Origin of the sequence: Streptomyces carminius (genome assembly GCF_002794255.1) — a bacterium.
In the GTDB taxonomy this organism is placed as follows: Bacteria; Actinomycetota; Actinomycetes; order Streptomycetales; family Streptomycetaceae; genus Streptomyces; species Streptomyces carminius.
Genome location: NZ_PGGW01000058.1, coordinates 297445 through 324149 on the forward strand (window position 1 = coordinate 297445; position 26705 = coordinate 324149).

25 protein-coding genes and 2 pseudogenes are annotated in these 26705 nt (G+C 70.9%); 13 read left to right on the forward strand and 14 right to left on the reverse strand.

Translation table 11 applies throughout. The features are described from left to right. Window positions 1-7: 7 nt before the first annotated feature. A complete protein-coding gene (locus CUT44_RS18590) occupies window positions 8-1486 on the forward strand; it encodes an aminopeptidase P family protein (protein WP_408646755.1) in 1479 nt (492 codons plus the stop codon). Window positions 1487-1604: 118 nt separating this feature from the next. On the opposite strand, the gene CUT44_RS18595 is transcribed toward CUT44_RS18590, so the two are convergent. After that, window positions 1605-2159, reverse strand: a complete 555-nt coding sequence (locus tag CUT44_RS18595; protein WP_100202995.1) for an ATP-binding protein — start codon at window positions 2157-2159, stop codon at window positions 1605-1607. A 335-nt stretch (window positions 2160-2494) separates the two neighbouring features. Between CUT44_RS18595 and CUT44_RS18600 the strand changes: the two genes are divergently transcribed. The 9 genes from CUT44_RS18600 to CUT44_RS18640 all read left to right on the forward strand — a co-directional run bounded on the left by CUT44_RS18600 (window position 2495) and on the right by CUT44_RS18640 (window position 13186). Further along, entirely contained in the window at window positions 2495-3397 is a 903-nt protein-coding gene (locus CUT44_RS18600) for a hypothetical protein (RefSeq protein ID WP_100202996.1), read from the forward strand. A 239-nt stretch (window positions 3398-3636) separates the two neighbouring features. Then, complete coding sequence (locus CUT44_RS18605; protein ID WP_100202997.1) at window positions 3637-4461, forward strand: YcnI family copper-binding membrane protein; 825 nt, start codon at window positions 3637-3639, stop codon at window positions 4459-4461. A 102-nt stretch (window positions 4462-4563) separates the two neighbouring features. Then, window positions 4564-5256 carry an SCO family protein gene (locus CUT44_RS18610; RefSeq protein ID WP_100202998.1) on the forward strand — a complete coding sequence of 231 codons (693 nt, stop codon included), beginning with the start codon at window positions 4564-4566 and terminating at the stop codon, window positions 5254-5256. Then, window positions 5253-5798 carry a copper chaperone PCu(A)C gene (locus CUT44_RS18615; RefSeq protein ID WP_100202999.1) on the forward strand — a complete coding sequence of 182 codons (546 nt, stop codon included), beginning with the start codon at window positions 5253-5255 and terminating at the stop codon, window positions 5796-5798. The genes CUT44_RS18610 and CUT44_RS18615 overlap by 4 nt, the downstream gene beginning before the upstream one ends. A gap of 10 nt (window positions 5799-5808) precedes the next feature. After that, window positions 5809-8046, forward strand: coding sequence for a copper resistance CopC/CopD family protein (locus tag CUT44_RS18620; protein ID WP_100203000.1), 2238 nt, complete (start codon window positions 5809-5811; stop codon window positions 8044-8046). Between the two features lie 58 nt (window positions 8047-8104). After that, window positions 8105-9412 carry an iron uptake transporter deferrochelatase/peroxidase subunit gene (efeB, locus tag CUT44_RS18625; protein WP_100203001.1) on the forward strand — a complete coding sequence of 436 codons (1308 nt, stop codon included), beginning with the start codon at window positions 8105-8107 and terminating at the stop codon, window positions 9410-9412. Between the two features lie 42 nt (window positions 9413-9454). After that, window positions 9455-10393 carry a prephenate dehydratase gene (gene pheA, locus CUT44_RS18630; RefSeq protein ID WP_100203002.1) on the forward strand — a complete coding sequence of 313 codons (939 nt, stop codon included), beginning with the start codon at window positions 9455-9457 and terminating at the stop codon, window positions 10391-10393. A gap of 649 nt (window positions 10394-11042) precedes the next feature. After that, a complete protein-coding gene (gene serS, locus CUT44_RS18635) occupies window positions 11043-12344 on the forward strand; it encodes a serine--tRNA ligase (RefSeq protein ID WP_100203003.1) in 1302 nt (433 codons plus the stop codon). After that, window positions 12341-13186, forward strand: a complete 846-nt coding sequence (locus CUT44_RS18640; protein ID WP_100203004.1) for an HAD family hydrolase — start codon at window positions 12341-12343, stop codon at window positions 13184-13186. The genes serS and CUT44_RS18640 overlap by 4 nt, the downstream gene beginning before the upstream one ends. A gap of 228 nt (window positions 13187-13414) precedes the next feature. Here the strand turns inward: CUT44_RS18640 and CUT44_RS18645 are convergent. The 3 genes and pseudogenes from CUT44_RS18645 to CUT44_RS18655 all read right to left on the reverse strand — a co-directional run. Then, window positions 13415-14506 (reverse strand): annotated as a pseudogene (locus CUT44_RS18645) (PP2C family protein-serine/threonine phosphatase); the annotation flags it as partial. Window positions 14507-14728: 222 nt separating this feature from the next. Next, a complete protein-coding gene (locus CUT44_RS18650) occupies window positions 14729-15208 on the reverse strand; it encodes a MarR family winged helix-turn-helix transcriptional regulator (RefSeq protein WP_100203064.1) in 480 nt (159 codons plus the stop codon). 287 nt (window positions 15209-15495) lie between these two features. Beyond that, the gene (locus CUT44_RS18655) at window positions 15496-15735 is read right to left on the reverse strand and encodes a hypothetical protein (RefSeq protein WP_233221482.1); all 240 of its coding nucleotides are present in this window, start codon (window positions 15733-15735) and stop codon (window positions 15496-15498) included. A gap of 124 nt (window positions 15736-15859) precedes the next feature. Between CUT44_RS18655 and CUT44_RS18660 the strand changes: the two genes are divergently transcribed. From CUT44_RS18660 to wrbA, 3 genes are all read left to right on the forward strand, one after another. Continuing rightward, the gene (locus CUT44_RS18660) at window positions 15860-16690 is read left to right on the forward strand and encodes a helix-turn-helix domain-containing protein (RefSeq protein ID WP_100203005.1); all 831 of its coding nucleotides are present in this window, start codon (window positions 15860-15862) and stop codon (window positions 16688-16690) included. Further along, window positions 16687-16908: a DUF397 domain-containing protein gene (locus tag CUT44_RS18665; RefSeq protein WP_100203006.1), complete on the forward strand. Its 222-nt coding sequence runs from the start codon at window positions 16687-16689 to the stop codon at window positions 16906-16908. The genes CUT44_RS18660 and CUT44_RS18665 overlap by 4 nt, the downstream gene beginning before the upstream one ends. Window positions 16909-17153: 245 nt before the next feature. Next, a complete protein-coding gene (wrbA, locus tag CUT44_RS18670; protein WP_100203007.1) occupies window positions 17154-17774 on the forward strand; it encodes an NAD(P)H:quinone oxidoreductase in 621 nt (206 codons plus the stop codon). A gap of 67 nt (window positions 17775-17841) precedes the next feature. Here wrbA and CUT44_RS34080 read toward each other — a convergent pair whose 3' ends face one another. The 10 genes and pseudogenes from CUT44_RS34080 to CUT44_RS18710 form a co-directional block, all read right to left on the reverse strand. Then, a complete protein-coding gene (locus tag CUT44_RS34080; protein ID WP_233221483.1) occupies window positions 17842-18696 on the reverse strand; it encodes a hypothetical protein in 855 nt (284 codons plus the stop codon). After that, window positions 18636-19064 carry a helix-turn-helix domain-containing protein gene (locus tag CUT44_RS34085; RefSeq protein WP_332888275.1) on the reverse strand — a complete coding sequence of 143 codons (429 nt, stop codon included), beginning with the start codon at window positions 19062-19064 and terminating at the stop codon, window positions 18636-18638. The genes CUT44_RS34080 and CUT44_RS34085 overlap by 61 nt, the downstream gene beginning before the upstream one ends. Before the next feature lie 263 nt (window positions 19065-19327). After that, window positions 19328-20014 carry a hypothetical protein gene (locus CUT44_RS32805; protein WP_146252256.1) on the reverse strand — a complete coding sequence of 229 codons (687 nt, stop codon included), beginning with the start codon at window positions 20012-20014 and terminating at the stop codon, window positions 19328-19330. Window positions 20015-20023: 9 nt separating this feature from the next. Continuing rightward, a complete protein-coding gene (locus CUT44_RS18685) occupies window positions 20024-20437 on the reverse strand; it encodes a hypothetical protein (protein WP_233221484.1) in 414 nt (137 codons plus the stop codon). Window positions 20438-20535: 98 nt separating this feature from the next. Beyond that, complete coding sequence (locus CUT44_RS18690) at window positions 20536-22869, reverse strand: glycoside hydrolase domain-containing protein (RefSeq protein WP_100203009.1); 2334 nt, start codon at window positions 22867-22869, stop codon at window positions 20536-20538. Window positions 22870-23017: 148 nt separating this feature from the next. Next, window positions 23018-23358: pseudogene (locus tag CUT44_RS35055) on the reverse strand (transposase); the annotation flags it as partial. A 64-nt stretch (window positions 23359-23422) separates the two neighbouring features. Next, the gene (locus tag CUT44_RS18695) at window positions 23423-23695 is read right to left on the reverse strand and encodes a hypothetical protein (protein WP_146252257.1); all 273 of its coding nucleotides are present in this window, start codon (window positions 23693-23695) and stop codon (window positions 23423-23425) included. A gap of 389 nt (window positions 23696-24084) precedes the next feature. Beyond that, window positions 24085-24612 carry a hypothetical protein gene (locus tag CUT44_RS18700; protein ID WP_100203011.1) on the reverse strand — a complete coding sequence of 176 codons (528 nt, stop codon included), beginning with the start codon at window positions 24610-24612 and terminating at the stop codon, window positions 24085-24087. Window positions 24613-24998: 386 nt separating this feature from the next. Continuing rightward, on the reverse strand, window positions 24999-25721 hold the full coding sequence (locus tag CUT44_RS18705) for an ABC transporter permease (protein ID WP_100203012.1): 723 nt from the start codon (window positions 25719-25721) through the stop codon (window positions 24999-25001). 35 nt (window positions 25722-25756) lie between these two features. After that, window positions 25757-26674 (reverse strand): ABC transporter ATP-binding protein, encoded by a 918-nt coding sequence (locus CUT44_RS18710; protein WP_100203013.1) that lies wholly within the window; start codon window positions 26672-26674, stop codon window positions 25757-25759. Window positions 26675-26705 lie beyond the last annotated feature (31 nt).

Sequence of the window (26705 nt, forward strand, 5' to 3'; positions counted from 1 at the left end):
CAGCGACGTGGCTGACCAGCAGACGCCGGAGACCCCGGACGAGCAGGCGGACGAGCACGCGGAGGAGCAGCCGGTCAAGCAGCGGAAGAACGGCCTGTACCCGGGCGTCTCCGACGAGCTCGCCGAGAACATGCGGAGCGGCTGGGCCGACACCGAACTGCGCGACCTGACCCCCGTCCCCCAGGCCGCCCGTACCGCCGAGCGGCGCGCGCGGCTCTCCGCCCGCTTCCCCGGCGAGCGGCTGGTGATCCCGGCGGGCAACCTCAAGACCCGCTCGAACGACACCGAGTACCCGTTCCGCGCCTCCGTGGAGTACGCCTACCTCACCGGCAACCAGACCGAGGACGGCGTCCTGGTCATGGAGCCGCGCGACGGCGGCGGCCACGACGCGGTGCTGTACCTGCTGCCCCGCTCCGACCGGGAGAACGGCGAGTTCTGGCTCGACGGCCAGGGCGAGCTGTGGGTGGGCCGCCGGCACAGCCTGGCCGAGGCCGAGCGGCTCTACGGCCTGCCCTGCCAGGACGTGCGCACCGTCGCCGCCGCGCTGCGCGAGGCCCGCGGCGACGTCCGGACGGTCCGCGGGTACGACGCGGGTGTCGAGGCGGCCCTGCGCGACAAGACCACCGCCGAGCGCGACGAGGCGCTGCGCGTCTTCCTCTCCGAGATGCGCCTGGTCAAGGACGAGTTCGAGATCGGCGAGCTGCAGAAGGCCGTCGACTCCACGGTGCGCGGCTTCGAGGACGTCGTGCGCGAGCTGGACCGGGCCGAGGCCACCTCCGAGCGGTACATAGAGGGCACCTTCTTCCGGCGCGCCCGGGTGGAGGGCAACGACATCGGCTACGGCTCCATCTGCGCCGCCGGGCCGCACGCCACCACCCTGCACTGGGTGCGCAACGACGGCCCGGTCCGCTCCGGCGAGCTGCTCCTGCTGGACGCGGGTGTGGAGACCCACACCCTCTACACCGCCGACGTCACCCGCACCCTGCCCGTCGGCGGCCGCTTCACCGACCTCCAGCGGAAGATCTACGACGCCGTCTACGAGGCGCAGGAGGCGGGCATCGCGGCGGTGCGGCCGGGCGCGAAGTACCTGGACTTCCACCACGCCGCCCAGCGGGTGCTCACCGAGAAGCTGGTGGCGTGGGGTCTGGTCGAGGGCCCGGTGGAGCGGGTGCTGGAGCTGGGCCTCCAGCGCCGCTGGACGCTGCACGGCACCGGCCACATGCTCGGCATGGACGTCCACGACTGCGCCGTCGCGCGCCGCGAGGCGTACGCCGAGGGGACGCTGGAGCCGGGCATGTGCCTGACCGTCGAGCCGGGCCTGTACTTCCAGCCCGACGACCTGACGGTGCCCGAGGAGTACCGGGGCATCGGGGTGCGCATCGAGGACGACATCCTCGTCACCGAGGACGGCAACCGGAACCTCTCGGCCGCGCTGCCGCGCCGCTCGGACGAGGTCGAGGAGTGGATGGCCCGGCTGCGCGGCTGACCCGCGCACCGGGTGGCGCGTACCGCGGGGAGGGCGGTCCCGGAAGGGACCGCCCTCCCCCGTCCGCCCGGCCGGAACCGGGGACGGGTACGGATGCGGATGCGGACACGAGCGCGGGTCAGGACGCCTTCAGCAGCGCGTCCTCCCGCCACTTGAGGAGCTTGTCGAAGCAGACCACGGCGCCGTCGCCCGGCCTGTTGCGGAAGTCGACGTGGTCCGCGAGGGCCTCGATCAGGAACAGCCCCCGGCCGTGCTCACCGCTGTGGGGCACCTCCTGGAGACCGGCGTCGGCGAGCAACGGGCCGAACGCCATGGCGGGTGCGGCGTCCTCCGCCGCCGTACCGAGCGGGTCCGTCGCGCGGTACGCACCGCCGTGTCCTTCCTCGTACGCCGTCCCGTCCCCGAAGCCCGGCCCGTGATCGACCACTTCGATGCGGCACATGTCGTCATCGATGTACGCCGTCACGTGGTACTCCCCGGCGCCCGACCGCCCGGACTCCCCGGGACCGCCGTGCTCCACCGCGTTCGCACAGGCTTCCGAGAGCGCTACCGAAAGGTCGTAGGAGACATCGGGGTCGACGCCCGCCGCCTCCATCGCGCCGAGCAGTAGCCGCCGGGCGAGCGGAACGCTCGCGGCCTCACGCCGCAAGTGGAGAGACCACCAGATGCTCATGCTCAGCCTCCTGGCTGCGGCTCGACATACGCATACGTATTGCCAGGGTCGGCGCCGGTAAGCCGTCCCGGGCCTCCTACCCCTCATTCGGCGGAGGGGAGGAGTGCCGTGAGGTACGGAAAACGCATGAGAAGGAACGATCAGGGCGTACCGCCCGGAGTGGACGGATGCGGACACCGGCCGGTGGTGACCGCGGGCAGCCCGTGGCGAGCCCGTAAGCGGGCGCGGGGGCAGGCACGGCAGCAGGCACGGGAAAGAACCGCCGGGGCCGGGATTATCGGTTTTCCACAACGCCCTGCAGCCCGCGGCGGCGCGGGTGAGATGATGGCCGGGCCATGAGAGCCCCCGTCGCGCGTGCCGCCGCCGACCTGCGACTGCTGCGGGCCGCGGTGTTCACCGCGGTCTGCGTCACCCTGTCCGCGGCCGGGCACGTGCTCGCCGCCGGGCAGGGCCTGCCGCTGTGGACGGTCGGCGCGGGCTGTGCGGCCGTCCTCGCCGTGGCCGTGCCGCTGGCCGGACGCGAGCGCTCCCTGCCGGGCATCGCCGCCCTGCTGGCGGCCGGGCAGCTCGCGCTGCACTTCCTCTTCTCCTGCGGGCAGGACGGACCGGCCGCCCGGAGCGCCCCGGGGGCCGGGGCCGGCGACCGGCACGGGCTGCTGGAGCTGGCCGGACGGCTGCTGTGCGACGACCGGGCCACGGCCGCCCTGAGCGAGGCCGAGGCCCGCCGGGTCGTCGGCGAGGCCGGGCTCTCCCTGTCCGCCCTGCCGGGAGCGGCCCATCCCGGTCACCCCGGTGGCCCCGGCCACGCGGGCCATGCCGTCCCGGCCGGTACGCTCGCCGCCGAAACCCCGGCCGAGTGCCTCCAGGCCGCCGTGCGCACCGCGCTGTCGCTGCTCTCCGTGCCCATGCTGCTCGGCCATCTGCTCGCCGCGCTCGTCATGGGCTGGCTGCTGCGCCGCGGCGACGACGCGCTGTGGCGGCTGGTCCGGCTGTACGCGCGGCAGGCCGCCGTGGGCGACGCCCTGGCCGGCGCGCTGCTCGTCCGGGCGCTGCGCACGGCACTGCGCTGGGCGCGCGCGCTGAGCCGCGGGCTGCTGCCCGCCGGGCTCCTGCCGCCGTCCGCGCCCCGCACCGACCGCGGCGCGGACCCCGTACCGCCCCGCTCCCTGCCCCCGGGGCACCCGGTGGTCCGGCGCGGGCCGCCGTGCTCCGCGGACGACCTCACCCTCGCGGTCTGACGCGCACACCCCCCACTTCCGTACCCCACGGGTGAGGTGCGCGCCGGTGCCGCGCGCACACCGAATCCGCGCCTGTCCGGCCCGGGGCCCCGGCCTGTCCGGCGGCACCGACCGGTCGTCCCGTCGTCCCGTCGTCGGTTCGTTCCCGCCCGGCCGCCGCTGTCCGGCCGCCGTGCCGGGTGCCGCCCCGCCGGGCCGGGAGGCGCTCCCCCACCCGTGTCAGAGGAGTGTCATCGACCATGCAGTCCACCCCCCGCACCGCCGTCCGTGAGACCGCCGGCGCCACGGCCCGCCGCCCGCTGCCGTCCGGCCGCCGGCTGGCCGCCGCCGGTGCCGCCGCCACCGCCTGCGCCCTCGTCCTCGCCGGACCCGCCGCCGCCCATGTCTCCGTACCGGGCACGGCGGAGCAGGGCGGCTACGCCACCGTCGACGTCAAGGTCCCCAACGAGCGCGACAACGCCTCCACCGTGAAGGTGGAGGTCACCCTCCCGGCCGAGCACCCGATCGCCTCGGTGATGCCCCAGCCGGTGCCCGGCTGGGACGTGGAGGTCACCAGGACCAAGCTGGACAAGCCGCTGGAGCTCCACGGCCGGCAGCTCAAGGAGGTGCCCTCCAAGATCACCTGGACGGAGACCGGCGGCGGCATCCAGCCGGGCACCTTCCAGCAGTTCCCCCTCTCCGTCGGGCAGCTCCCCGAGGACGTGGACCGGCTCGTCCTCAAGGCCGTCCAGACGTACAGCAACGAGGAGGTCGTGCGCTGGATCGAGGAGCCGCCCGCCGAGGGCGGCGAGGAGCCGGAGCACCCGGCGCCCGTGCTGAAGCTGGTCCCGCCCGCCGACGAGGCGGGCGGCGAGGACGGCGACGGCGCCGACAACGCGGCGGCACCCGCCGCCGACAAGGACGGCGACGGCGCGGACGGCGACGAGACGGAGAACGCCGCCGCGGAGAACGGCGGCACCGACACCACCGCCCGTGTCCTCGGCGTCCTCGGCATCCTCGCCGGCGCCGGCGGCATCGCCTTCGGCGTGCTGGCCGGACGCCGCCGCACCACCACCACCGCCTGACGGCCGCGAGGCCCGGGAGGGGCCCGCGCCCCCGCGCACCGCGGGGCCGGGCCCCTCCCGGGGCCGCGCGCCGGCATCCACCGACAGCAGGAAAGAACCAGAATGCACCACATCCCGCGCCACCACCCCCGGCGCGCCCGCCGTACCGCGGCGCTGGCCCTCGCCGCCGCGCTGCTCGCCGTGACCACCGCCGCCTGCGGCTCCTCCGGCAGCGGCTCCGGCGGCTCCGGCGACACAGCAGCCGTGTCGGAGCCCACCGGCTCCGTGAAGCGGGGCACCGTCCTGAGCAACCCCTTCGACAAGCCCGATCTGGTCCTCACCGACACGCGGGGCGAGACCTACGAGCTGATCGAGGAGACCCGGGGCCGGCCGACCCTGGTCTACTTCGGCTACACCCACTGCCCCGACGTCTGCCCGCTGACGATGAGCAACATCGCCGTGGCGAAGTCCAAGCTGCCGGAGGCCGACCAGGAGAAGCTGCGGGTCGTCTTCATCACCTCCGACCCCGAGCGCGACACCCCCGCCTCGCTCGGGAAGTGGCTGCGCGCCCAGGACCCCGACTTCACCGGGCTCACCGGCGACTTCGACACCATCCAGGCCGGCGCCCGCACCCTGGGCATCAGTCTGGAGCCGCCGGTGGTGGAGGAGGACGGCGACGTCGTCTCCTCCCACGGCACCCAGGTGCTCGCCTTCCTGCCGAAGGACGACAAGGCGCACGTGCTGTACACCTCGGACGTGCCCGTCGAGGTCTACGAGCAGGACCTGCCCAAGCTGGTGAAGGGGGAGCTGCCGTGACCCGGCCGCGCACCCCCGGCGCCCCCGGTACCCGCCGCGCCCGACGGGGCGCCGCGCTGCTGGCCGCCGCGCTGCTCGCCGCGGGCACGACCGCCTGCGGCTCCGGCACGGAGACGCAGGAGACGGGGACGGGGACGGGGGCGGAGACGGCGGGACCGGAGCTGACCGTCGAGGGCGCTTACATGCCCGAGCCGGTGACCACCGACACCGCGGGCGGCTTCCTGGTCGTCCACAACAGTGGCGGCAGCGACGACGCGCTCACCTCGGCGACCAGCGCCATCGCGAACGAGGTGCAGATCCACCGCACCGACGGCGGGCGGATGGAGCGGGTCGCCTCGCTGCCCGTGCCCGCGGACGGCGCCCTGGAGCTCAGCCGCGGCGGCAACCACCTGATGTTCATGGACCTCGACCGCAGACCCGAGAAGGGCGAGAAGGTCACGGTGGAGCTGCGGTTCGAGAAGTCCGACCCGATCGAGATCGAGATCCCCGTCGAGGCGACCAACCACGTCCCCACCCACTCCCCCCACACCCACGAGCAGTGAGGTCACCGCCATGACCACCGCCGTCCCCCGCACCGCGCACCGCTCCCCCACCCCGTCGCGCGCCCGGTCGCGCGCCCGGGCCCGCACCGCCCTGCTGGCCGTCCTGCTCGCCGCGTTCGGCCTGCTCGGCCAGTTCGGCGGCGCGGCCCCGGCCGCCGCGCACGCCGTCCTGACCGAGAGCGACCCGGGGGAGGGCGAGGTGGTCACCCACGCGCCGGAGGAGGTGACGCTGACCTTCACCGAGAGCGTGGCGCTGTCGGACGACTCCATCCGCGTCCTGGCGCCGGACGGCGAGCGGGTGGACGACGGCGAACCGGGGGAGCGGTCCGACGGGGCGGGCGGCGGGGAGGGCTTCCACTACGCGGTGGGCCTGCGCGGCGGCCTCGCCGACGGCACGTACACCGTGGCCTGGCGGGTGGTCTCGGCCGACAGCCACCCCATCGCGGGCGGCTTCACCTTCTCCGTCGGGGCGCCCTCCGAGACCTCCGTCTCCCTCTCCGCCGAGGAGCCGGGCGGCGGCCTGGTCGGCGCGCTGTACGACATCGCCCGCTACGCCGCCTACACCGGCTTCGTGCTGCTCGTCGGTGGGGCGGTCTTCGTACTGGCCTGCTGGCCCGGCGCCGCCCGGCTCCGGGCGGTGCAGCGCCTGGTGGTGGGCGGCTGGCTCGCCCTGACCGCCGCCACCATCGCGGCCCTGCTGCTGCGCGGCCCGTACACCGGCTCGGGCCGGCTGGGCGACGCCCTCGACGCGGACGGGCTCCGGGCGGTGCTGGAGACCCGGCCGGGCACGGCGCTGGTGTCCAGACTGCTGCTGCTCGCGGTGGCGGCGCTGTTCGTCTCGGTGCTCTTCGGGATGTACGCCCGGCTGACCGCCGGCGGGACGGGCGACGAGGCACGTGACGGGGAGACCGGCGGATCCGGGGACACCGGGAACACCGGGGAGGGGCGGGGGCCGCGAGACCGGCGCGAGCTGCTCCTCGGGCTGGCCGTCGGCGGTACGGTCGGCGCCGTCGGACTGGCCGCCACCTGGGCCCTGGCCGAGCACGCCTCGACCGGCATCCAGACCGGGGTGGCGATTCCGGTGGACATCCTCCACCTGCTCGCCGTGGCCGTCTGGCTGGGCGGGCTGGCCACCCTGCTGACCGCCCTGTGGCGGGGTCCCGCCGTACCCGCCGGGGCGGTACGCCGCTTCTCGGGGCTCGCCCTGGGCGGTGTGGCCGTCCTCGCGGCCACCGGTCTGTACCAGTCGTGGCGGCAGGTCGGCAGCTGGTCGGCGCTCACCTCCACCGACTACGGGCGGCTGCTGCTGCTCAAGGTCGGCCTGGTGGCGCTGCTGGTCGCGCTCGCCCGCCACTCCCGCCGCTGGACCGCGCGGCTGGCGGACACGGCTCCCGCACCGGCGGCCGCGGACACCGCAGGGACCGCAGGCACCGCAGGCACCGCAGGCACCGCGGAGACCGCGCCCGGGACGGCCGCGGAGACGGAGCCGGAAGCAGGGGAGAGGAAGGGGACGGCGTCGGCGGAGGCCCCGGAGGAGAAGCGGAGCGAGCGGCGGGAGACCGCCCCCGCGGTGGCCGGGGCGACCGCCGCGACCGCCGAGTCCGCCCCGGAGCGGGCGGGCGGGGACGGCTCCGGCGTTCCGGGCGGTCCGGAGGACGCCCCGACCGCCGAGCGCGCCGCCCAGCTCGCGCGCCAGCGGGCCGCCGCCGACACCGCGCGCCGCCGCCGGGAGCGCGACGCGGACCTCCCGCGCACCGGGCTGCGACGGTCGGTGCTCGCCGAGGCGGCCGTCGCGGCGGCCGTCCTCGTCGTGACGACCCTGCTCACCGGCACCGAGCCGGCCCGTACGACGCAGGCCGCCGCCAGTGCCCGGGAGGCGGCGGAGCACTCGGCCGTGGGTTCGGGCACACTGACACTGCTCACCCCCTTCGACACCGGCGGCCAGGACGGCAAGGGCTCGGCCGAGCTCGAGATCGACCCCGGCCGCAAGGGCGACAACACCGTCCGGCTGCTCATCACCGGCCCCGACGGCCGGCAGCCCATGGACGTACCGGAGGTGCGGCTGGCCTTCACCCTGGAGGCCCAGGACATCGGCCCGCTGACCGCCGAGCTGACCGAGGACGGCACGGGACGCTGGACGGCCACCGGACTCCAGCTGCCCATGTCCGGGGTCTGGGAGGCCGCCGTCACCGTACGGACCTCGGACATCGACCAGGTGACCGAGCGGATGACCTTCCTGCTCCCCTGACCCCCGTGATCACGCACCGCCACGAGAACCGCCACGAGAACCGAGACACCGCAGGCCCATGAAACGCCACCGCACCGCCGAGTCAGCCGAGCCCACCGAGTCAGCCGAACCCACCGCACCCACCGCACCCGCCGGCCCGTCCCGCCGCCGGGTGCTCGGCGCCGCGGGCGCGGCGGGCACCGCCGGGCTGGCGCTCGGCGCGGCCGGCGGCGCCCTGGCCACGTCCGCCGCGGCCGAACCGCCCACCGCCCTGGCCACCGTCGGGCGGCGCCGGATCGCCTTCCACGGCACGCACCAGCCGGGCATCACCGAGGCGGCGCAGGCACACGGCCATCTGCTCGCCTTCGACCTGGTGGCGGGCGCGGGCCGGAAGGAGGCCGCGGCACTGCTGCGCCGCTGGTCGCGGGTGGCCGGGGCGCTGATGGCGGGCGAGGTGCCGCCCGGCAGGCTGCCCGACACCGGGATCGCCCTGGACGCCGGGCCGTCCGCCCTCACCGTCACCTTCGGCTTCGGCCGGACCTTCTTCGACCGCACCGGCCTGGCCGCGCACCGCCCGGCCGCGCTGGAGCCGCTGCCCCCGTTCTCCGCCGACGCGCTCGACCCGAAGCGCTCCGACGGCGACCTGTGGGTGCAGATCGGCGCCGACGACGCCCCGGTGGCCTTCCACGCGCTGCGCGCCCTCCAGCGCGAGGCGGCCGGGACGGCCCGGGTGCGCTGGCAGATGAGCGGCTTCAACCGTTCCCCCGGTGCCACCGCCGCCCCCCGCACCGCCCGCAACCTGATGGGCCAGATCGACGGCACCAACAATCCCAGGGAGACCGACGAGGACTTCGGGCGGCGGGTCTTCGTGCCCGCCGGCGGCGAGCCGGGCTGGATGGCGGACGGCTCGTACGCGGTGCTGCGCCGCATCCGGATGCTGCTGGACGACTGGGAGCGCGTCCCGCTCGCCGACCAGGAGAAGGTGATCGGCCGCCGCAAGTCGGACGGCGCCCCGCTCTCGGCCGGCCCCGACGGCACCGAGACCACCCCGGTGGACCTGGCGGGCCGGACCGCCGACGGCGAGCTCGCCGTCGCCGCCGACGCCCACGTGCGGGTGACGGCGCCGGAGACCAACGGCGGCGCGGCGATGCTGCGGCGCTCCTTCTCCTACCACGACGGCTTCCGCGACGACGGCGCCCCGGACGCCGGACTGCTGTTCGTCGCCTGGCAGGCGGATCCGCTGCGCGGCTTCGTGCCCGTGCAGCGCAAGCTGGACCGGGGTGACGCGCTGTCCCGTTTCCTCCGCCACGAGGCGAGCGCGCTGTTCGCGGTGCCGGGCGGAGCCGAGAAGGGCGGGTACGTGGGGCAGCGGCTGTTCGAGGGCTGAGATCCGGGCCGGGGCCGCCGCCCGCACGGCTACTGTGGCCGTATGTCTCCCGCGAGCCGCTACACCTATCTGGGCCCCGAGGGCACCTTCACCGAGGCCGCGCTCCGCACGCTTCCGGAGGCGGCCACCCGTGAGCTGGTGCCGATGGTGTCGGTGCCCGCCGCGCTGGACGCCGTGCGCAACGGGGAGGCGGGCGGCTCCCTGGTGCCGATCGAGAACTCGGTGGAGGGCGGGGTCACCGCGACCCTGGACGAGCTGGCCGCCGGCCGGCCGCTGATGATCTACCGCGAGGTGCTGCTGCCGATCGCGTTCGCGCTGCTGGTGCGGCCGGGCACCGCGCTGGAGTCGGTCAAGACGGTGACCGGGCACCCGGTGGCCCAGGCGCAGGTGCGCCGCTGGCTGGCGAAGCACCTGCCGGACGCCCAGTGGGAGTCGGCGGCCTCCAACGCGGACGGCGCCCGGCTGGTGCAGGAGGGGCGGTACGACGCGGCGTTCGCGGGGGAGTTCGCGGCGGCGCGGTACGGGCTGGCGCCGCTGGTGACCGGCATCCACGACGCGCCCAACGCCCAGACGCGGTTCGTGCTGGTCGGACGGCCCGGGCGGCCCGCGGCGCGGACGGGCGCGGACAAGACCTCGGTGGTGCTGTGGCTCGGCGACGACCACCCGGGCGCGCTGCTGGAGCTGCTCCAGGAGTTCGCGGTGCGGGGCGTCAACCTGGTGCGGATCGAGTCCCGGCCGACGGGGCAGGGGATCGGCCGGTACTGCTTCTCGGTGGATGCCGAGGGGCACATCACCGACCGGCGGGTGGGCGAGGCGCTGATGGGGCTGCGGCGGATCTGTCCGAAGGTGCGCTTCCTGGGGTCGTATCCGCGGGCGGGCGCCGAGCCGTCGCAGACCGCGCCGCTGCGGCCGGGGACGACGGACACGGAGTTCGCCGAGGCGTCGGACTGGCTGACGCGCTGCATCGACGGCCGCGCCTGAGCTCCCCGGGCGGAAGCCCGGGAAACCCGGAAGAGACCCGGAAGGCCCGGAAGGGCCCTGGGGACAGCCGGAGAAGGCCGGGAGAGCGGCGCCGGAGCCCTCTTTCCGGAGTTATCCACAGGGGCGCGGGCGGCCTGTGCACAACCCGGCCCGGAAAACCGTCACTTCGCCCAAAAACCGAAATCATCAACACATCGCCCAGAACCGAGCAGATCTCCGCTCCATACGGCAATTCACTTGATCGGCACTTGCCCTACAACCGGAAGGGCGGCCTTTTCGCCCGCAAGGGCGTGTAGCGGTGGCGGCAAAGGGGAATCCATGGCCGGGCACATCCCCCGGCAGACCGTATCGCCGGTTCTTCCACAGGATTTCCCCGCCCCCTGTGGACAACTCCAGGGCTCTCTCCTGCGACCTGTGGATAACTTGCGCCGGCCGGCCCCGCCGCCCGCGTCCACCGCCCGCCGCCCGGCGACATCGCCGGAGCGGAATTCCGTCCCCCCGGCGCCCGCCGCCCACTCGGCACGGTGACAACTGCGAATTCACTTGACGGCAGTCATTCCGTAAGCCGAGCAATGGACAAAAAGGGCAAAAGCTCACGTACCGCCATATCGAGTCGAGCGCGACGCCCGCCCCCCGGTACCCTGGCCGCGTGATTGACCTTCGTCTGCTCCGTGAGGACCCCGACCGTGTGCGCGCCTCGCAGCGCGCCCGTGGAGAGGACGTCGGCCTCGTCGACGCCCTGCTCTCCGCCGACGAGCGGCGCAGGTCGTCCGGCGCCCGCTTCGACCAGCTCCGCGCCGAGCAGAAGCAGCTCGGCAAGCTGATCCCGAAGGCCGCCGGCGAGGAGAAGGCCGGGCTGCTGAAGAAGACGGGCGAGCTGTCCGCCGCCGTCAAGGCCGCCGACGCCGAGCGGGACGAGGCCGACGCCGAGACCCAGCGGCTGCTCCTCCAGCTCGGCAACCTCGTCCACCCCGAGGTCCCCGTCGGCGGCGAGGACGACTTCACCGTCCGCGAGACGCACGGCACCCCGCGCGACTTCGCCGCCGAGGGCTTCGAGCCCAAGGACCACCTGGAGCTCGGCCAGACCCTCGGCGCCATCGACGTCGAGCGCGGCGCCAAGGTCTCCGGGTCGCGCTTCTACTACCTCACCGGCGTCGGCGCCCTGCTGGAGCTGGCCCTGGTCAACGCCGCGATCGCGCAGGCCACCGAGGCGGGCTTCACCGCCATGCTGACCCCGGCGCTGGTCAAGCCGCGCGCCATGGAGGGCACCGGCTTCCTCGGCCAGGCCGCCGAGAACGTCTACCACCTGGAGAAGGACGACTACTACCTCGTCGGCACCTCCGAGGTCCCGCTCGCCGCCTACCACATGGACGAGATCCTCGACGGGGAGAAGCTGCCCCTGCGCTACGCCGGCTTCTCGCCGTGCTTCCGCCGCGAGGCCGGCACGTACGGCAAGGACACCCGGGGCATCTTCCGCGTCCACCAGTTCGACAAGGTGGAGATGTTCTCCTACGTCGCCCCCGAGGACTCCGAGGCGGAGCACGCGCGGCTGCTGGAGTGGGAGAAGCAGTGGCTGAACGCCCTGGAGCTGCCGTTCCGGGTGATCGACGTCGCCACCGGCGACCTGGGCGCCTCCGCCTCGCGGAAGTTCGACTGCGAGGCGTGGATCCCCACCCAGGGCAGGTACCGCGAGCTGACCTCCGCCTCCAACTGCAACGAGTTCCAGGCCCGGCGGCTGTCCGTCCGGATGCGCGAGGAGGCCGGGGACGGCGGAGACGGCAAGAGGAGGGTCCGTCCGCTGGCCACCCTCAACGGCACGCTGTGCGCGGTGCCCCGCACCATCGTCGCCCTGCTGGAGAACCACCAGCGGGCCGACGGCTCGGTCCGGGTCCCGGAGATCCTCCGGCCGTACCTGGGCGGCCGCGAGGCGCTGGAACCCGTCGGCCGGTGAGCGCCGCCGCCTCCGCCCCCGTCCCCTCCGCCACCCGCCTCCCGTACCGGCTGGTCGCCACCGACCTGGACGGCACCCTGCTGCGCAGCGACGGCACCGTCTCGCCCCGCACCCGCGACGCGCTCGCCGCCGCCACGGCGGCGGGCGCCGCGCACATCGTGGTCACCGGCCGCGCCGTGCCCTGGACGAGGTACATCCTGGACGAGCTGGGCTACGACGGCCTGGCCGTCTGCGGGCAGGGCTCGCAGGTCTACCACGCGGGCGAGCACCGGCTGCTGACCTCCGTCACCCTCGACCGGCGGCAGGCCCGGCTGGCGCTGGAGCGCATCGAGGCGGAGGCCGGCCCGCTGGCCCTGGCCGTCTCCCGGGACGGGCTGGACGGCCAGGTACTGTTCGGGCCGGGCTACCGGGTGGGGGACGGGGAACTGCCCGCGTCGTCCACCACCGATCCGGCCGAGCTGTGGGCCGAGCCGCTGAACAAGATCTACCTCCAGCACCCCGGCGGGCTCGGCGACGACGAGCTGGCCGCGGCCGCCCGGCGGGCCGCGGGCGACCTGGTGAGCGTGGTGGTCTCCGGCGAGGGCATCGTCGAACTGCTGCCGCTGGGGCTGTCCAAGGCCAAGGGCCTGTCGATCGCCGCCCGCCGCCTGGGAGTGTCGCCGACGGCGGCGATCGCCTTCGGCGACATGCCCAACGACATCCCGATGTTCGCCTGGGCCGCCCACGGCGTCGCCATGGGCGGCGCCCACCCCGAGCTGCTGTCGGTGGCCGACGAGGTGACGGCCTCCAACGACGAGGACGGCATCGCCCTCGTCCTGGAACGGCTGCTCGCCGGGGCCTGACCGCACCCGCACGGTCCGCCGCCCCCGGCCGGCGACCCGGCCGTCCCGGGCGGGCGTGTCCGGTGGCAGGGCACCGCCGGCCGGCCCTGAGAGCCGGGGCCGGCCGGCGGTGTCCTGCCGGGGGCCGCCCCCGTACTGGACGGGCGGGGTCGTCTCGGCGTTGCCGTGCCACTCGCACAGCAGGACGGTGGCGTCGTCGTCGATCCGCCCGTCGTGGTGGTCGAGCACCGCGTGCACCAGGCGGCGCAGGGTCTCGGGTGCGGCGAGGCCACCGGCCTGGTGGCGGATGATGAAGTCGACGAAGCGGTCGCGGCCGAACTCGCGTCCCTTGTTGTCGCGGGCCTCGGTGATGCCGTCGGTGTAGAGCAGCAGCCGATCCCCGGGTTCGAGCTGTTCGCGGCACAGGGTCGCCGGGAGACCGAGTTCGGTGCCCAGGGGGTGGGTGGGCCGGCAGTGCAGGTGGGTGGTCCAGCGTCCGCCGCGTATCAGGATCGGCGGCGGGTGCCCGCAGTTGATCCAGGTGAGCAGGCCGGTCGTCAGGTCCAGGTCGGCCAGCACGGCGGTGGCGTAACGGGTGTGGGTGAACTGCTCGATCAGGGTGGCCTCGATGGCGTCGCGGATGTCCGTGAGGCTTCCGCCCTGGCGCCGTCGGCTGCGGCAGGTGGCCATGGCGAGGTTGGCGGTCAGTCCGGCGGCGGTGTTGTGCCCCATGGCGTCGAAGACGGCCAGGTGGGCGGTGTCGGCGGCCAGTGCGTAGTCGAAGGCGTCGCCGGCGGCGGCGTAGGCGGGTTCCATCGCGGCGGTGATGGTCACCCTGTTGCTGGCGAAGGTGCGCGGCGGCATGAGGGTCCACTGCATCTCGGCGGAGACCGACATGGGGTTGATGCGGGTGAGGCGGGCGTAGGAGTCGCTGTGGTGCCGCCGGGCGACCAGCAGCAGGGCTATGAGGGAGGCGAGGTCCTCCATCGTCTGCCGCTTCGGGTCGTCCGGCTCTCCGTCGGTGTCGAGGCGGAGCACGCCGAGGCGTTCGGTGCCGTCCAGGACGGGAAGCCAGTGCTGCACCCGTCCGTCGGCGGGCGCGGACAGCGGCTGACCGCTGCGGAAGACCCTGCCGGGCAGCGTGCCGTCGATGTGCGTCTCCTGCCCGCCCCGCCCGGCGTCCAGGCCCTGTCCGGTGATCTCCCGCAGCACCTTCTCCTGCACATCGGCCACATGGACCGTCGCGTGGTGCAGCCCGGCCTCACCGGCATGCCGGGCCACCAGCCCCGGCAGCTCCTCGAAGGCGGCCAGATGGAACGCCCGCAGCAGAGCGCGGAGCATGGGGAGGAGGGTTCGGGCGAAGCCATGGAGGACGACCTGTCAGGCGGGGGGTGGCCCGCGTCCGGCCGTCGCCCTCACCATGCGGGGGGCCGTGGCCTGCCGTGCGGCAGACGAAAACGAGAAGCCTGAAACGGATGTCCCGGCCAGCCTACGCCCCGGGCCCGCCGGGCCCGGGAAACCCCGCGTGTGACCGCGCGGACCCACCGGCCGCACCGGGACGGTTCAGGACTCCGCGTTCTCCCGGGCACACTCCCGGTTGTCCGTCAGGACGGCCAGGCAGATGTCGAGGAGCTGCTCGGTCTGCTCGGGGTCGAGGTGGTCGAACAGGGAGTTGCGCACCTGCTCCACATGCCCCGGGGCGACGGACTCCAGCTCGGTGAACCCCTCGTCGGTCAGGGTGGCCAGGGTGGTGCGGTGGTCGGCGGGGTGCTGGCAGCGGCTGATCCAGCCCTTGCCCTCCAGCCGGGCGACGGCGTGCGAGAGCCTGCTGGCCGAGGAGCCGGTGATCCGCGCCAGCCGGCTCATGGTGAGCGTGCGCTCGGGCGCCTCGGAGAGCATGGCCAGGATCTGGTAGTACGCCAGCGGCATCCCGGCGTCGCGCTGCATCTGGCGGTCCAGTTCCTCGCGTACCCGCTGGGTGGCGCCGAGGAAGGCCCGCCAGGTCCGCTGCTCGCGCTCGTCCAGCCACCGTGCCGTGCTCATGCCTCCAGCGTACGGGGCCCCGCGGAACGCCGCGGGACCGCGCGTCCTGTGCAGGGCCGGGCCGGGTCCGGGGGCGGCGGGCCGGAGCCGGACCATCCAGTCCAGCTCGGCCAGGCACCCGCCGCACCCGTACAGCCGGGCGGCCCCGTTCGGCGTCACCGCCGTCCCGACGCACAGCACCCGGACCCCGGACCGGCGGCAGTACAGCCAGCAGGTGCCGGTGGCCCACCCGTTGCCGTCGTCCGTGCCCGCGGGCGGCATCGGCGCCGACGCCGTGGCGGGGTACGTCACCGGCCCCACCGCCGCCCGGCGTTGGCGGCGCCCAGCACCGCGCGGAGCCGCTCGCACGCGGTGGCGGGGCGGAGCCCCGCGAGGTCGGCCACCCACTCCTGCCCGCCCCCGACCGGGCGGATCCGGGCGCACGGCCCCGCCCGGTCCACCTCCCGGGCCACGTACTCGCCCACCTCGCCCCGCTCCGGGTCGTAGACATACGTCCCCGGCTCGGGGGCGATCACCAGCTCGTCCATGCCTCACGCCTTTCACCGTTCCGTGTGTTGCGTAACCATTCGTATCCGCAGAGTGGCCGCTTCCGCCTACGGTCGGAAGGCGTTGATGTCCCATGTTCCGGCTGGGGAGAGGGAGTTGCCCGAAATGCCCGCACGACCTCGCGATCTGACACCCGACCGCGGCGCCCGGCATCTGTTCGGGGCGAAGATGCGCGCCCAACGGGAGCGGACGAGCATGAGTCTGGAAGGGCTGGCGGACGTGGTGAACGTCAGCCGCAGCCACCTGTCCCGCATCGAGACGGCCGAGGTCATGCCGCCCCCGTCGCTGCCCACCGCGCTGGACATGGCCTTCGAGACGGACGGGATCTTCGCGGAGCTGTACCGGCTCGCGTGCCGGGAGATCCACCCCGACCAGTTCCGGCGCCGGATGACGCTGGAGGCCCAGTCCCGGCTCATCGAGGAGTACGCCGGTCAGATCGTGCCGGGGCTCGTACAGACGGAGGAGTATGCCCGCGCCCAGTTCACCGCGGCCAACCCCAAGGCGGCGTGGGAGGAGATCGATGAGCTGGTCACGGCCCGGATGAGCCGCCAGGCCCTGCTGCGGGGCGCCTCCCCGCCGGACCACTCCCTGATCCTCGACGAGGCGGTACTGCGCCGCGGCTTCGGCGGACCGGCAGTCATGCGGGCCCAACTGGCCCGCCTCGCCGAGCTGACCCTCACACCGGCGACCGTCCTCCAGGTTCTCCCGTTCGAACACGGGGGACATGCCTTGGTGGGAGGCTCACTGGCGTTGCTGACCCTGGACGGCGGTACACAGGTCGTCTGGGAGGAGAGCATCACCACCGGGACGCTGCTGGAGGACATGGAGAGCGTCGCGGACCGCCGGCGGGCCTACGATCTGCTCAGAGCATGTGCCCTGTCGCCGCGTGACTCGGCGGCTTTCATCCGGTCCGTCATGGAGGCGCTACCGACATGAGCAACCTCGTGGATCTCTCCCCCGCGGAGTGGGTCAAGTCCAGCCACAGCGGCAACGGAGGGGCCAACTGCCTTGAGTGGGCACCGGCCCGTGTCCGCTCCGGTAACGTCCCCGTACGCGACAGCAAGCACCCCGGCCACCCGGCGCTCACGTTCCCACCGCAGAGCTGGATCTCCTTCGTCACCGGCCTCAAGAACGGCGAACTGCCCACCACCTGAGCCGCACCGTCCCGCACCGTCCCGCACCGTCCGTACGGAGTCCCGCCGCGTGACGCGGCGGGACTCCGTCGTCTCGTGCCCGGTCCGCCGCCCCCACGGGAATTCGAGCGACCACCCAATGGTTTAGTGTTCAATCAGTGCCGTCGGCGGACACCCGTCGTGAGGCGCCAAGCGGCTCCGCCGTGCCCGCAGACAGGTACGTCCCGCAACCGCACACCGACCGCCAACGAAACGGAGACCCCGCTGTGAGCACCCCCGTCAAGCTCGCCATCGTCTACTACTCCTCCACCGGCACGATCGCCACGATCGCCCAGGAGATCCGCGAGGCGGCCGAGAAGGCCGGTGCCGAGGTCCGGCTGCGGAAGGTCGCCGAGCTCGCCCCGCAGGCCGCGATCGACTCCAACCCCGCCTGGGCCGCCCACGCCGCCGCCACCGCCGGCACCGCCGAGGCCACGCCGGACGACATGGAGTGGGCCGACGCGGTGATCTTCGGTTCCCCCACCCGCTACGGCAACATATCCGCGCAGCTCAAGCAGTTCATCGACACCCTCGGCGGCCTGTGGGCCGAGGGCAAGCTCGCCGACAAGGTGTACAGCGGCTTCGCCTCCTCCGCCACCGCGCACGGCGGCCAGGAGTCCACCCTGCTGGCCCTGTACAACACCATCCACCACTTCGGCGGCATCCTCGTGGCCCCCGGCTACACCGACCCGTCCAAGTTCGTCGACGGCAACCCCTACGGCACCTCCCACGTCGACGCCCAGGGCAACAACCCCGTCGACGACACCACCCGCACCGCCGCCCGCGTCCAGGCCGAGCGCGTCGTGAAGATCGCCGCCGCCCTCAAGGCGGGCCTGGCCGGCGCCTGATCCCGCCCTCGCCCCGGTCCCGTACCGGTCCCGCTCCGGCGGCCCACAGGTGTGGGCCGCCGGAGCGTCAGAGGAGAGCCGTCACGGCCACACTCGCCAGACTGGGCACCAGCACCGTCACCGCGGCGACTGCCCAGTAGGGCCCGCCCCGCAGGCGGGCCCGGCGGGCGACGGCACGATTGACGAGCCACCACACCAGGGCGAACGCCACGACCACCGGGCCCGCGAAGAGGAACCACGGCAGCATCCCGTCGTTCTCCGTGGGCTCTCCCCGCGTCCAGCCCAGCGCGGCCAGCGGCCAGTTGGCCGCGAACTGCCACAGGAGCCACACCGGGACGACCGCGGGCACCCCCAGCAGGAGGTTCACGCCCACGCAGGCAAACCACTTCCGGGCCGGTGCCCCGCCCTCGTGCGCGCCCCCGCCCGCCGGCTGCGCCCCGGCCTCCGTCCCGCTCCTGCTCCTGCTCCCACTCCTCACCAGCAGGGTGAGGAGCAGGGCGCACCCGGCCAAGGGGAACGCCCACGCGTTGACGTAGTCGGGGACGATCACATCGACCGTCCGCCCGTCGTCCAGGCGGCAGCCGAACTCCAGCGGGACGAACGACGGGTCGTAGCCGACGACATGTTCCGCACCGATCTCGTGGCACGCCATGGACTTGCCGTAGTCGTCGGTGAACATCAGGTGCAGCAGTCCCCAGGTGTACACGCCGACCGCACCGGCCCACACCAGGGCCGCGACGGACCTCACGGCCGCCGTCCACGTCACCGCGGCCGTGGCCGTGGCCTTCCGGGCACGGACCAGCAGCACGACCCCGGTGCCGAACGCGTACAGCACGAGCCCCGGGGCGGCGGCGAGACCGGTCAGGAGCAGCATGAGGAAGACGGCGGGGTGGTGCTCCGCGAACGGGTCGGACGCTGACATCGTGCGCTTCTCCTCCTGCTACGAGCGGCGAGGGACGGGGCCGCACGTCCCCTCGCGCCACCGGCCCCGGAACCAAAGGTCCCGGCGGCCGGTCGCCGGACCCGAATTTCGGTGCCGTCGATGATCCCGGTCCTGCCGCTGACATGGAGGGGGTGGTTAACCCCGACGAGGGTCCGCAGCCGCACGCCGGGATAGACCGTGCAGCCTCGCTCGGCGATCAGGGGCCGCACCTCACCGATAGCCCAGGTGGCGGTGGAGCGGTTCACGCCGAACCGGCAGGCGAGCGCGTCGTGCGTGGTGGCGCGTCGGAAGTGGACAAGCGTGGCCAGGAGCCGGTCGGCGAAGACCAGTTGGTGCTTCGCGCCGATGCCCGTCGCCCGCTTCCGCTGCCTGGAGCAGTCCTGGCCTGATGCCGTTCATGCCACAACGGATCCAGCTCAGCTGAGAGTTCGGCAATCACGTCGGCTGACAGGCCCGTGTCCCCCCGATCGCTGTATGAGGCACGTTCCCCATCACACAACCATGATCGACGATCGAGAGCTGGGCACCTCACCACCGACCATGCACAGGCTCGTTGCACTCCCCACCATCAGGCCGTCAACCGGAGGAATACAGAATTCCAGCCGGAATGCTACCTTGCTTGCTTCTTGGCGAGTTTTTTCGAAGCTGCGATACGCGCGGGTTCTTCGACGTTCTGGGTCCCGGCACCCTCGCCTGGGGTGATTTGCCACTCTCGGAGCGTCGCTGCGACCTGCTTGAGCTTCCTTGAATCAGGCGGAACGTCAATAAAGAACATCGATTCCTGGGGCGGCCTCATGTCGCCGCCCCATTTCACCACCCCTTGAAGCTCCGCGAGAATATCTCGGATCGCTGTGACCTGGTGTGGCCAAAAGCTCCCCTTGGCTCCCAGCGGATACAGTTCTGGATAAAGCGCCAGCGCGGTACCGGATAGGTGGTTTGACTCGAATTCCACCTTAACGTTGCGATCGGCGCTGTATCCGATGATCTCACCACGCTCGCGCTCCAGCATGGCGACGTCGTAGTGGAAACGCTGCGCCAGATAGGCCAGGACAACTCCCGCGTCACCTTCGCGCAGGGAGACGGTCAGATCACATCCCTGAATGTCATGCATGGCGATAAGCGGCAAGCGACCGGCGGGAATGTCCCAGCCGTTCGCCGACGTCGACTTGCGCCACGAGGAGTCCGCGGTCTGGGCGGTGGCGGGAGTGATAAGTCCACTCCCGCCGGTGACCAGTGCGGCTCCCGCAGCGACACCAAACCCTTTGAGTACGGCGCGACGTGAGTGTTCGGTGATCATGAGATCCCTTCAATGTAATGAGCTGGCCCGCCGGCGCAGGCCTGCGCTGGCGCAGGCCAGGACGATGGCAAGACCTGCCAGCGTGCAGATGAGCACGTTGATCGACATGGAGATGTGCTCCACCGTTGCACCATCGGAGTAGACACATGCACTGCGAAGAGGCCACTGCTCCTGCTCAATGCTCACCAACTCGGCACCGGAGGCATTCTGGTCCTCGCACAACTCGGGAAACGGCCCTCCCATGGTGACGGAGAACCAGCCGTAGCAGTACACCGCTGCTGCCGAGGAGCCAAAGATCAGAGCGATAACCGCACAGAGCTTGGACATAGGCAGGGGTGGGTTGTTCATCATCAGGGCGACGGTCACAGTGCCCGCTGCCACAGTAACCAGACTGATGAGCATCAGTACGCCCAGAAAAGCCATCAGCACTGCGTCACCTTCTATTCTTTCACCCCTGCGGTTGGGCGGGATATCCCACCGCTTCCTCGCATTCTACTCGGCAAGGAAATTCCTTTAACGGTTCACTCCTGATCGATGAGGCGATTCAGTACTTCGGCGAAACCTCCGTAAAACTCGTTCATTACGGAACCAGATTCGTTCCAGGGCTCCTTGCCCAGCGGGCAGTTCCTACGGATCAATAGCGCACGCGTGACTGACAGGAGCTTGTCGTCTATTTGGTCTTCGAGGAATGCCTTTGCCGTCTTCTTGACGTTATCCATATCATTGTTGAATCTGGCCAGGAAGAAGTCACTGAAGCGCGTCAGATGGCCCCCGTTGAGGAGGATGTCCTTTAGCGCTGAGACGATGTTCGTGCCACCGGACTTCAGCTTCGCGGCAACCGCGAACCCATCGATGTCCTCGATAATGTCGTTGAGACTGAACGTCGACGCCACATCGGGTCTGGCGAGCGTCTTCCGACAGAAGTCCAGCGGAGAAGCGTTGTCTGAGCGGCTCCACTCACCGTAGAACGTGAGCAGGTCTCCGCCCCAACTAGCCAGTTCGGCGCGGTTTGCCTTACCGATCCCAGCATTTCCTTTGAGGAAGTATCCGCTCGCGCTAGCCGCTAGGTGGTCAGGGTTGATGATGACGCCCATCGACGGGTCGATGTACGCATGCTCCCTCGATCGACTGAGTCCCTTACCCGTGGCGTACTGAATGAATGCGTCGTCGACCTCACCGAACAGAGCTCTCCAGCGGGAGTCGGTGTACTTGTTCCAGCGCATGAACTGTAGCGAGAGTTCGTTCGCGTCACCCTTTCCGTAGGAGACAGCGGCGTCATACACCTTCTGGACGTAGGCAATGAATTCCTCTGCCGGCGATATACCCACCTCGTTGACCGAGCTCTGCCCGAAGTCCCAGCCGGGACGGTGGGCCACCCGGTCCAACGCAAACGTGTCCGAACCTGCAGAGAACTGAAACTCCTTGATCTGGTTGAATGTCCAGTTCTGCGGAAGCGGAAATCCTAGGTTTCCGGAGAAACCATACGACATGCCGGAGACATACGCATAAGGGACATAGGCTCCTGCGGACACACTGGCGCATACGTTCCGCGAACCATACACCCCGGCGATGTACTTGCTGCCTTTGCTTTTCAGTGCGTCATTCACTCCGACAAAGTAGTCGACAACCCTTTCCATATCCGCCTGTGTGGCATCGTAGTCGACTGCGAAGTAGATCACCGTACTCCGATTGAATCCATACCCCTCGGCCCGGTCGTGCGCTCTGCGTCCATGATCGTATCCATTCCCGTAGTCGAAGTCATCGAGACTCCTTGCGTCGTACTGGAACAGGGGGATGACATTCAACCCGGCAGAGAATATCGCCTCCAACTCGCCAGGCTGTATTTCTTTGTTCAGATTACTCGATGACGGCTCGTCAAGGTAACGACCCACGGCTCGATAATCGGCATCGTATAGGGCCTTCGCCCGGGCAGCAGTGATGGTAAAACGAGTATCGCAGGCGGTGACGTTGACCCGCCGGTCAGGGTTGCCGTAGGAGACCAGCAACTGCGCCCAGGTGTCGAAGTCGGCTTTCCCGGTCACGTTGATCGCAGAGAAACTCTGGAATTTTTTTACCCAGTCCGTGAGATTCGCGTCGAACCGATTGCTGAAGTTCGCGATGTCTCCACTCGTGTTGGAAGGACCGTTCGCCACACAGGCGCCCGAGAACAGTTGCACCCACGTACCACTGTCACCTTCGGCGAGCGTATGGGACCTCAAGCCGGCTTGGGTGCCGGGCCCGAAGACGCCGTTGACATCGTCCTCGTGAATTCCCACCTCATACTGAATTGCCTTCATCAGAGCTTGCTGAGCGTCGCGGGAGAAGTAGCCGTCACACGGACCGATGAAGAAGGTCGACTTTTCCATGTATCGGCCATTGAGCCACTGCTGCAGGAAGCGTATCTGCTCCAATCCGCCGGACAGGAAAATGTAGGCGTCCATGGTGAGCAGGGCCTTGAATACCTTAGGACGCACGGTACCGTCAATATAGGCTGACGATAGACCTATGTCTCTCATCATTGTGTTGATGCCGGTCCGGGTGGCGTCTGACATCTCCCCGTCGATGGCGCCGGCGCTGTATCCCTTGCAGTACATTCCGGACTGGATGATCTTGACGATGTTCTTATTCGACTCACCGATCCTGACGGGGCCCCTGGCGACCAGCCTGGACAATGTGGTGGGACCGAAGGCGTTGGAGAGCGCTGTGATGCCGAGTTCGTGCTGCAATGCCCGTGTCAGAGAGTACATGGTGTTCCATCCAGTCCTCCCGTCCTCCTTCACGGCGTTGTAACCAGCGACGTCCTTGTAAGTCGCGTTGACCCACTTCTGGGCCTGTAGAACCATTTCGTCAGCCATGGAAGTCCTTTCGTGGAAGCAGGTAATGGGGTGTGTCGCCCGGACGGGTGGTTGGCTGGAGATCTTGGCTCAGATGGATGACCCGCTAAATTACGACTACCGACTGAGTGGATCTCGACCGCTACCGAGCTTGAACTCGAGATGTCGGTCAACCTTCGATGATCAGGCCAGTGCTAGCGAGACAGCTGTCGACCACGTCGGGCCGGTACCGGAGCTGCTTCAGCTTGGGCTTGACGGCTCAGATGACCCGGGAGAGGTCGGCGGCCGCGAGGTTGCCGACCTCACGCTTGACCAGCGACCGGATGCCTTCGTACGGATTGAGATCGGGCGCGTAGAGGGCAGATGGAAGACGGTCAGCCAGTCCGCGTCCTTGATGAACTCCTGCATACCGCGGACCAGGTGCAGACGGATGTCGTCCCACAGCAGGACGACCGGACCGCCGAACTTTCTCACCAGAAGGCAGCAGAAGTCCCGCCGATCGAAGCCTTCCGAACGGAAGGCCCATCGCTTCGTAGCACCAGCTTCTGTCGCTCCACCAGGCACCGGCAGTGGTTCACGAGGGGGCGCGGGTGACACTGACGATGCTGACCTCAGCACGTTCCGGGACGGGTGCACCAGACATGTCCATCGCTGTGTGCGCCTGGGACGCTTGTTCACCGGGCGCGAGAACGTTGGTGGTGGCACGCACTGTGGCGTTGAACCCTTCTGGGCCGGTCACCCGGATCTCGATCTCATAACTGGCCGATTCCCCACCCTGGTTGGTGACCTCTACCGACACCCACATTCCGTCTCCGGAGGACTTGCGTACCGGCTCCTTCACCGCCACATCGCCCTTCGTGGCAACGACTTGGGAGAAATCCCGGTCTCCACCGGGATCGTGGGAGGGCGGCAGTGGCTCCTCGGGCCTGACCCTGTCATCGGTCCTCGGGGACGGTTTGGCCGCGGAGGACATGGACTCCGCGGGTTCCGGCGGCGTGGACGGGCTGCCGGAGATCTCCGGGGGCGCGGGGGAACGGGACCCACTGCCACCCGGCGAGGCCGATGGAGAAGCGGCGGAGAGCCGGGGCCTTTCATCGCTCCCGGCGGCCTCTTCGCCCGAGCCGGTATCGCGGAACGCAGTGACCACAGCACCGATCAGTACAGCGACCACAGCCAGTGTGACGGCCGCGCCCCACGTCTTGCGGCGCGGAACGCGGCGGACTTTCCGGTGTCCCATCAGTTGCAGTGAGTCGCAGTGGTTACGCGGTCGATGATCGCCACGTTGGAGCTGGCCGAGTCCTTCATGATCGCCGTTACTTTGGAGCATTGGGCGGCGTCGCTCGTGATACGGACAGGACCAGCGTATTGGGTGAAGTTACCCTCATCCGTCTTGCAGACCCCATTGACCCGGTTATCGCACAGTTTGAGCTTCATGTATTTCCTGACACCCAGGTTGTTGTCGAAGATGGCACAGACGCTGTTCCGGCCATTTTCGTAGGTGAACAGGGTCCCGAATCTTCGCTCGTCGGGAAGGCGCTCGGCGTAGTTGAGCGAGTAGCCCGAGCCGCACAAATTGGCCGCGGCCTGGACAGCCTGCGGGTCCGCCGCCGCGATGGCGTGAGTGCCGGCGTCCGCGCTTGCCGAGACCCTCACACCCAAGATTTCGGCGGCATTGACGGCGGAAGCCTGTGGAGCAGTCAAGCCGAGGGAAACAACCGCTGTCGCCACTGCCGCAGCATGCAGAGAAGACCTGGAAATAGACATGAGCGCCTCCTGTAGTCACGTGAGGTACCCGAGGGCACAAGACCCCCACCCCCACTACCCGTCGCGAGTTGGTCAGACCCGCAGAGCACCAGCACTATATGCACAGAGCACATGGCGATGGAAACTAATTTCGGCCCCAAGTGCTTCATGGCCGAATTCGGTCCATACGGCCACAGCCCATAACCTTGCTGAATCCCACATATAGGGATACCGCGTCGACGGGATGGCCTGAAGGCGGCGTGCACGCGGACGCTTCCCATGCCCGGGAGCGCGGCGGGCCCGCACCACCTCGAAGGTGCGCTGGCTCGTCGAACGCCCGTGGGCCCCGCCGCTCCCTCGGAGTGGCGGGGCCCGCAGGCGTTCGGCGGCGGAAGGTGCCGGGCGGCTCACTCCTCGCCGGCGAGGGTGAGGGTGCGCAGCTTCTGCCCGGCGTACCAGGTGCCCGCCACCGTCACCACGGCGAGCAGGATCGCGGCGGTGACCAGGCCGACGTCGGAGTTGATGCCCACGTCGGGCGACGCCGTCTTCTCGGCCAGCGCCAGTGCCCACTGCTGGACGCTGAGGGTACGGGCGCCGGGGACCAGGTTGCCGAAGAGGGACTCCCAGATCAGCGCGTAGATCAGGCCGAAGACGACGGCGTTGCGGCTGACGGTGCCCAGCAGCAGGAAGACGGCGCTGTAGGCGATGGACGCGACGACCGCGGCGACGGTGAAGGCGACGGCGATCTGCTGGCTGTTGCCGTTGAGGATGAACCCGGCGATCAGCATGGGGATGCCGGAGAACGCCATGGTGACGGCGACGGCCACGGTCAGCTTGGTGAGGATGATCGTGGGCCGCTTCACCGGCTTGGCCAGCAGGTAGACGATCGAGCCGTCGTCGATCTCCGGGCCGATCGCGCCGGTCCCGGCGACCACGCCGATCAGCGGGACCATCGTGGCCAGCGCGAAGCCGCCCAGCACGTTGACGGCGGTCTCGTCGTCGGCGCCGACCAGCAGCCGGACCGCGACGGCGATCACCAGCAGCAGGGCGGGCAGGATGAACAGGATCAGTGCCCGGCGGCGGCCGAGCAGGGCCCGGTAGGTGAGCCGGGCGACCGTGGGGTCGTACATCGCGAAGAGGCTCCTTGGGTGGTTGCCGGGCCGGGTCAGGCCGTGACGAGGTAGGAGAAGACGCTCTCCAGGGACTCGTCCGAGGGCGAGACCGTGAGGAGCCGGATGCCGTGCTCGCGGGCGACGCGCGGCAGGTGCTCGGTGAAGCGCGTGAAGTCGACGGCCTGGATGCGCAGGGCGTTCTCGGCGCTGTCGAGCTCGACGCCCGCGGTGCTGGGGTCGGCGATCAGCGCGGCGGCCAGGGCCCGGTCGTCGCTGGACCGCACGAGGTAGCGGTGCGGCCGGTCGGTCATCAGCCGGCGGATGCGGCGGAAGTCCCCGGAGGCGGCGTGCCGTCCGGCGACGATCACCTCGATGTGCGAGGCGAGCTGCTCGACCTCCTCCAGGATGTGGGAGGAGAACAGCACGGTGCGGCCCTCGTCGCCCATCCGCCGCAGCAGCTCCATGAGCTGCATGCGCTGGCGCGGGTCCATGCCGTTGAACGGCTCGTCCAGCAGCAGCACGGCCGGGTCGTGGACGAGCGCGGAGGCCATCTTCACGCGCTGCCGCATGCCCTTGCTGTACGTCTCGATCTTCCGGTCCTGGGCGTACTCCATCTCGACGGTGGCCAGCGCCCGCCGGGCCGCCGCGTCCGGCTCGGGCAGGCCGTGCAGCTCGGCGTTGGCGACGACGAACTCGCGGCCGGTGAGGAAGTCGTACATCGCCTCCCGCTCGGGGACGATGCCGATCTGCCGGTAGACCTGCTCGTTGCGCCAGATGGTCGTGCCGTCGAGGGTGACGGTGCCGGTGGAGGGGGCCAGGAAGCCGCCCATCATGTTGATCAGGGTGGACTTGCCCGCGCCGTTCGGGCCGAGCAGACCGGTGACGCCGGGCCCGATGTCCATCGTCACGTCGTTGACGGCGACGACGTTGCCGAACCAGCGGGACACGTGGTCGATGTGGATCGTGGTCATGGGTTACGCCGCCTTCTCGTTCCGCGGGGAG

Excerpts from the sequence above, each read along its gene's own strand:
- CUT44_RS18665 (WP_100203006.1), top strand. The coding sequence starts at position 16,687 with ATGAGCAACCTCGTGGATCTCTCCCCCGCGGAGTGGGTCAAGTCCAGC.
- CUT44_RS18685 (WP_233221484.1), bottom strand. The coding sequence starts at position 20,437 with ATGGCTTTTCTGGGCGTACTGATGCTCATCAGTCTGGTTACTGTGGCA.
- CUT44_RS18660 (WP_100203005.1), top strand. The coding sequence starts at position 15,860 with ATGCCCGCACGACCTCGCGATCTGACACCCGACCGCGGCGCCCGGCAT.
- CUT44_RS18705 (WP_100203012.1), bottom strand. The coding sequence starts at position 25,721 with ATGTACGACCCCACGGTCGCCCGGCTCACCTACCGGGCCCTGCTCGGC.
- CUT44_RS34080 (WP_233221483.1), bottom strand. The coding sequence starts at position 18,696 with ATGTCAGCGTCCGACCCGTTCGCGGAGCACCACCCCGCCGTCTTCCTC.
- CUT44_RS18620 (WP_100203000.1), top strand. The coding sequence starts at position 5,809 with ATGACCACCGCCGTCCCCCGCACCGCGCACCGCTCCCCCACCCCGTCG.
- CUT44_RS18595 (WP_100202995.1), bottom strand. The coding sequence starts at position 2,159 with ATGAGCATCTGGTGGTCTCTCCACTTGCGGCGTGAGGCCGCGAGCGTT.
- CUT44_RS18605 (WP_100202997.1), top strand. The coding sequence starts at position 3,637 with ATGCAGTCCACCCCCCGCACCGCCGTCCGTGAGACCGCCGGCGCCACG.
- CUT44_RS18690 (WP_100203009.1), bottom strand. The coding sequence starts at position 22,869 with ATGGCTGACGAAATGGTTCTACAGGCCCAGAAGTGGGTCAACGCGACT.
- CUT44_RS18700 (WP_100203011.1), bottom strand. The coding sequence starts at position 24,612 with ATGTCTATTTCCAGGTCTTCTCTGCATGCTGCGGCAGTGGCGACAGCG.
- pheA (WP_100203002.1), top strand. The coding sequence starts at position 9,455 with ATGTCTCCCGCGAGCCGCTACACCTATCTGGGCCCCGAGGGCACCTTC.
- efeB (WP_100203001.1), top strand. The coding sequence starts at position 8,105 with ATGAAACGCCACCGCACCGCCGAGTCAGCCGAGCCCACCGAGTCAGCC.
- CUT44_RS18710 (WP_100203013.1), bottom strand. The coding sequence starts at position 26,674 with ATGACCACGATCCACATCGACCACGTGTCCCGCTGGTTCGGCAACGTC.
- CUT44_RS32805 (WP_146252256.1), bottom strand. The coding sequence starts at position 20,014 with ATGATCACCGAACACTCACGTCGCGCCGTACTCAAAGGGTTTGGTGTC.
- CUT44_RS18610 (WP_100202998.1), top strand. The coding sequence starts at position 4,564 with ATGCACCACATCCCGCGCCACCACCCCCGGCGCGCCCGCCGTACCGCG.
- CUT44_RS18650 (WP_100203064.1), bottom strand. The coding sequence starts at position 15,208 with ATGAGCACGGCACGGTGGCTGGACGAGCGCGAGCAGCGGACCTGGCGG.
- CUT44_RS18655 (WP_233221482.1), bottom strand. The coding sequence starts at position 15,735 with ATGGACGAGCTGGTGATCGCCCCCGAGCCGGGGACGTATGTCTACGAC.
- CUT44_RS18600 (WP_100202996.1), top strand. The coding sequence starts at position 2,495 with ATGAGAGCCCCCGTCGCGCGTGCCGCCGCCGACCTGCGACTGCTGCGG.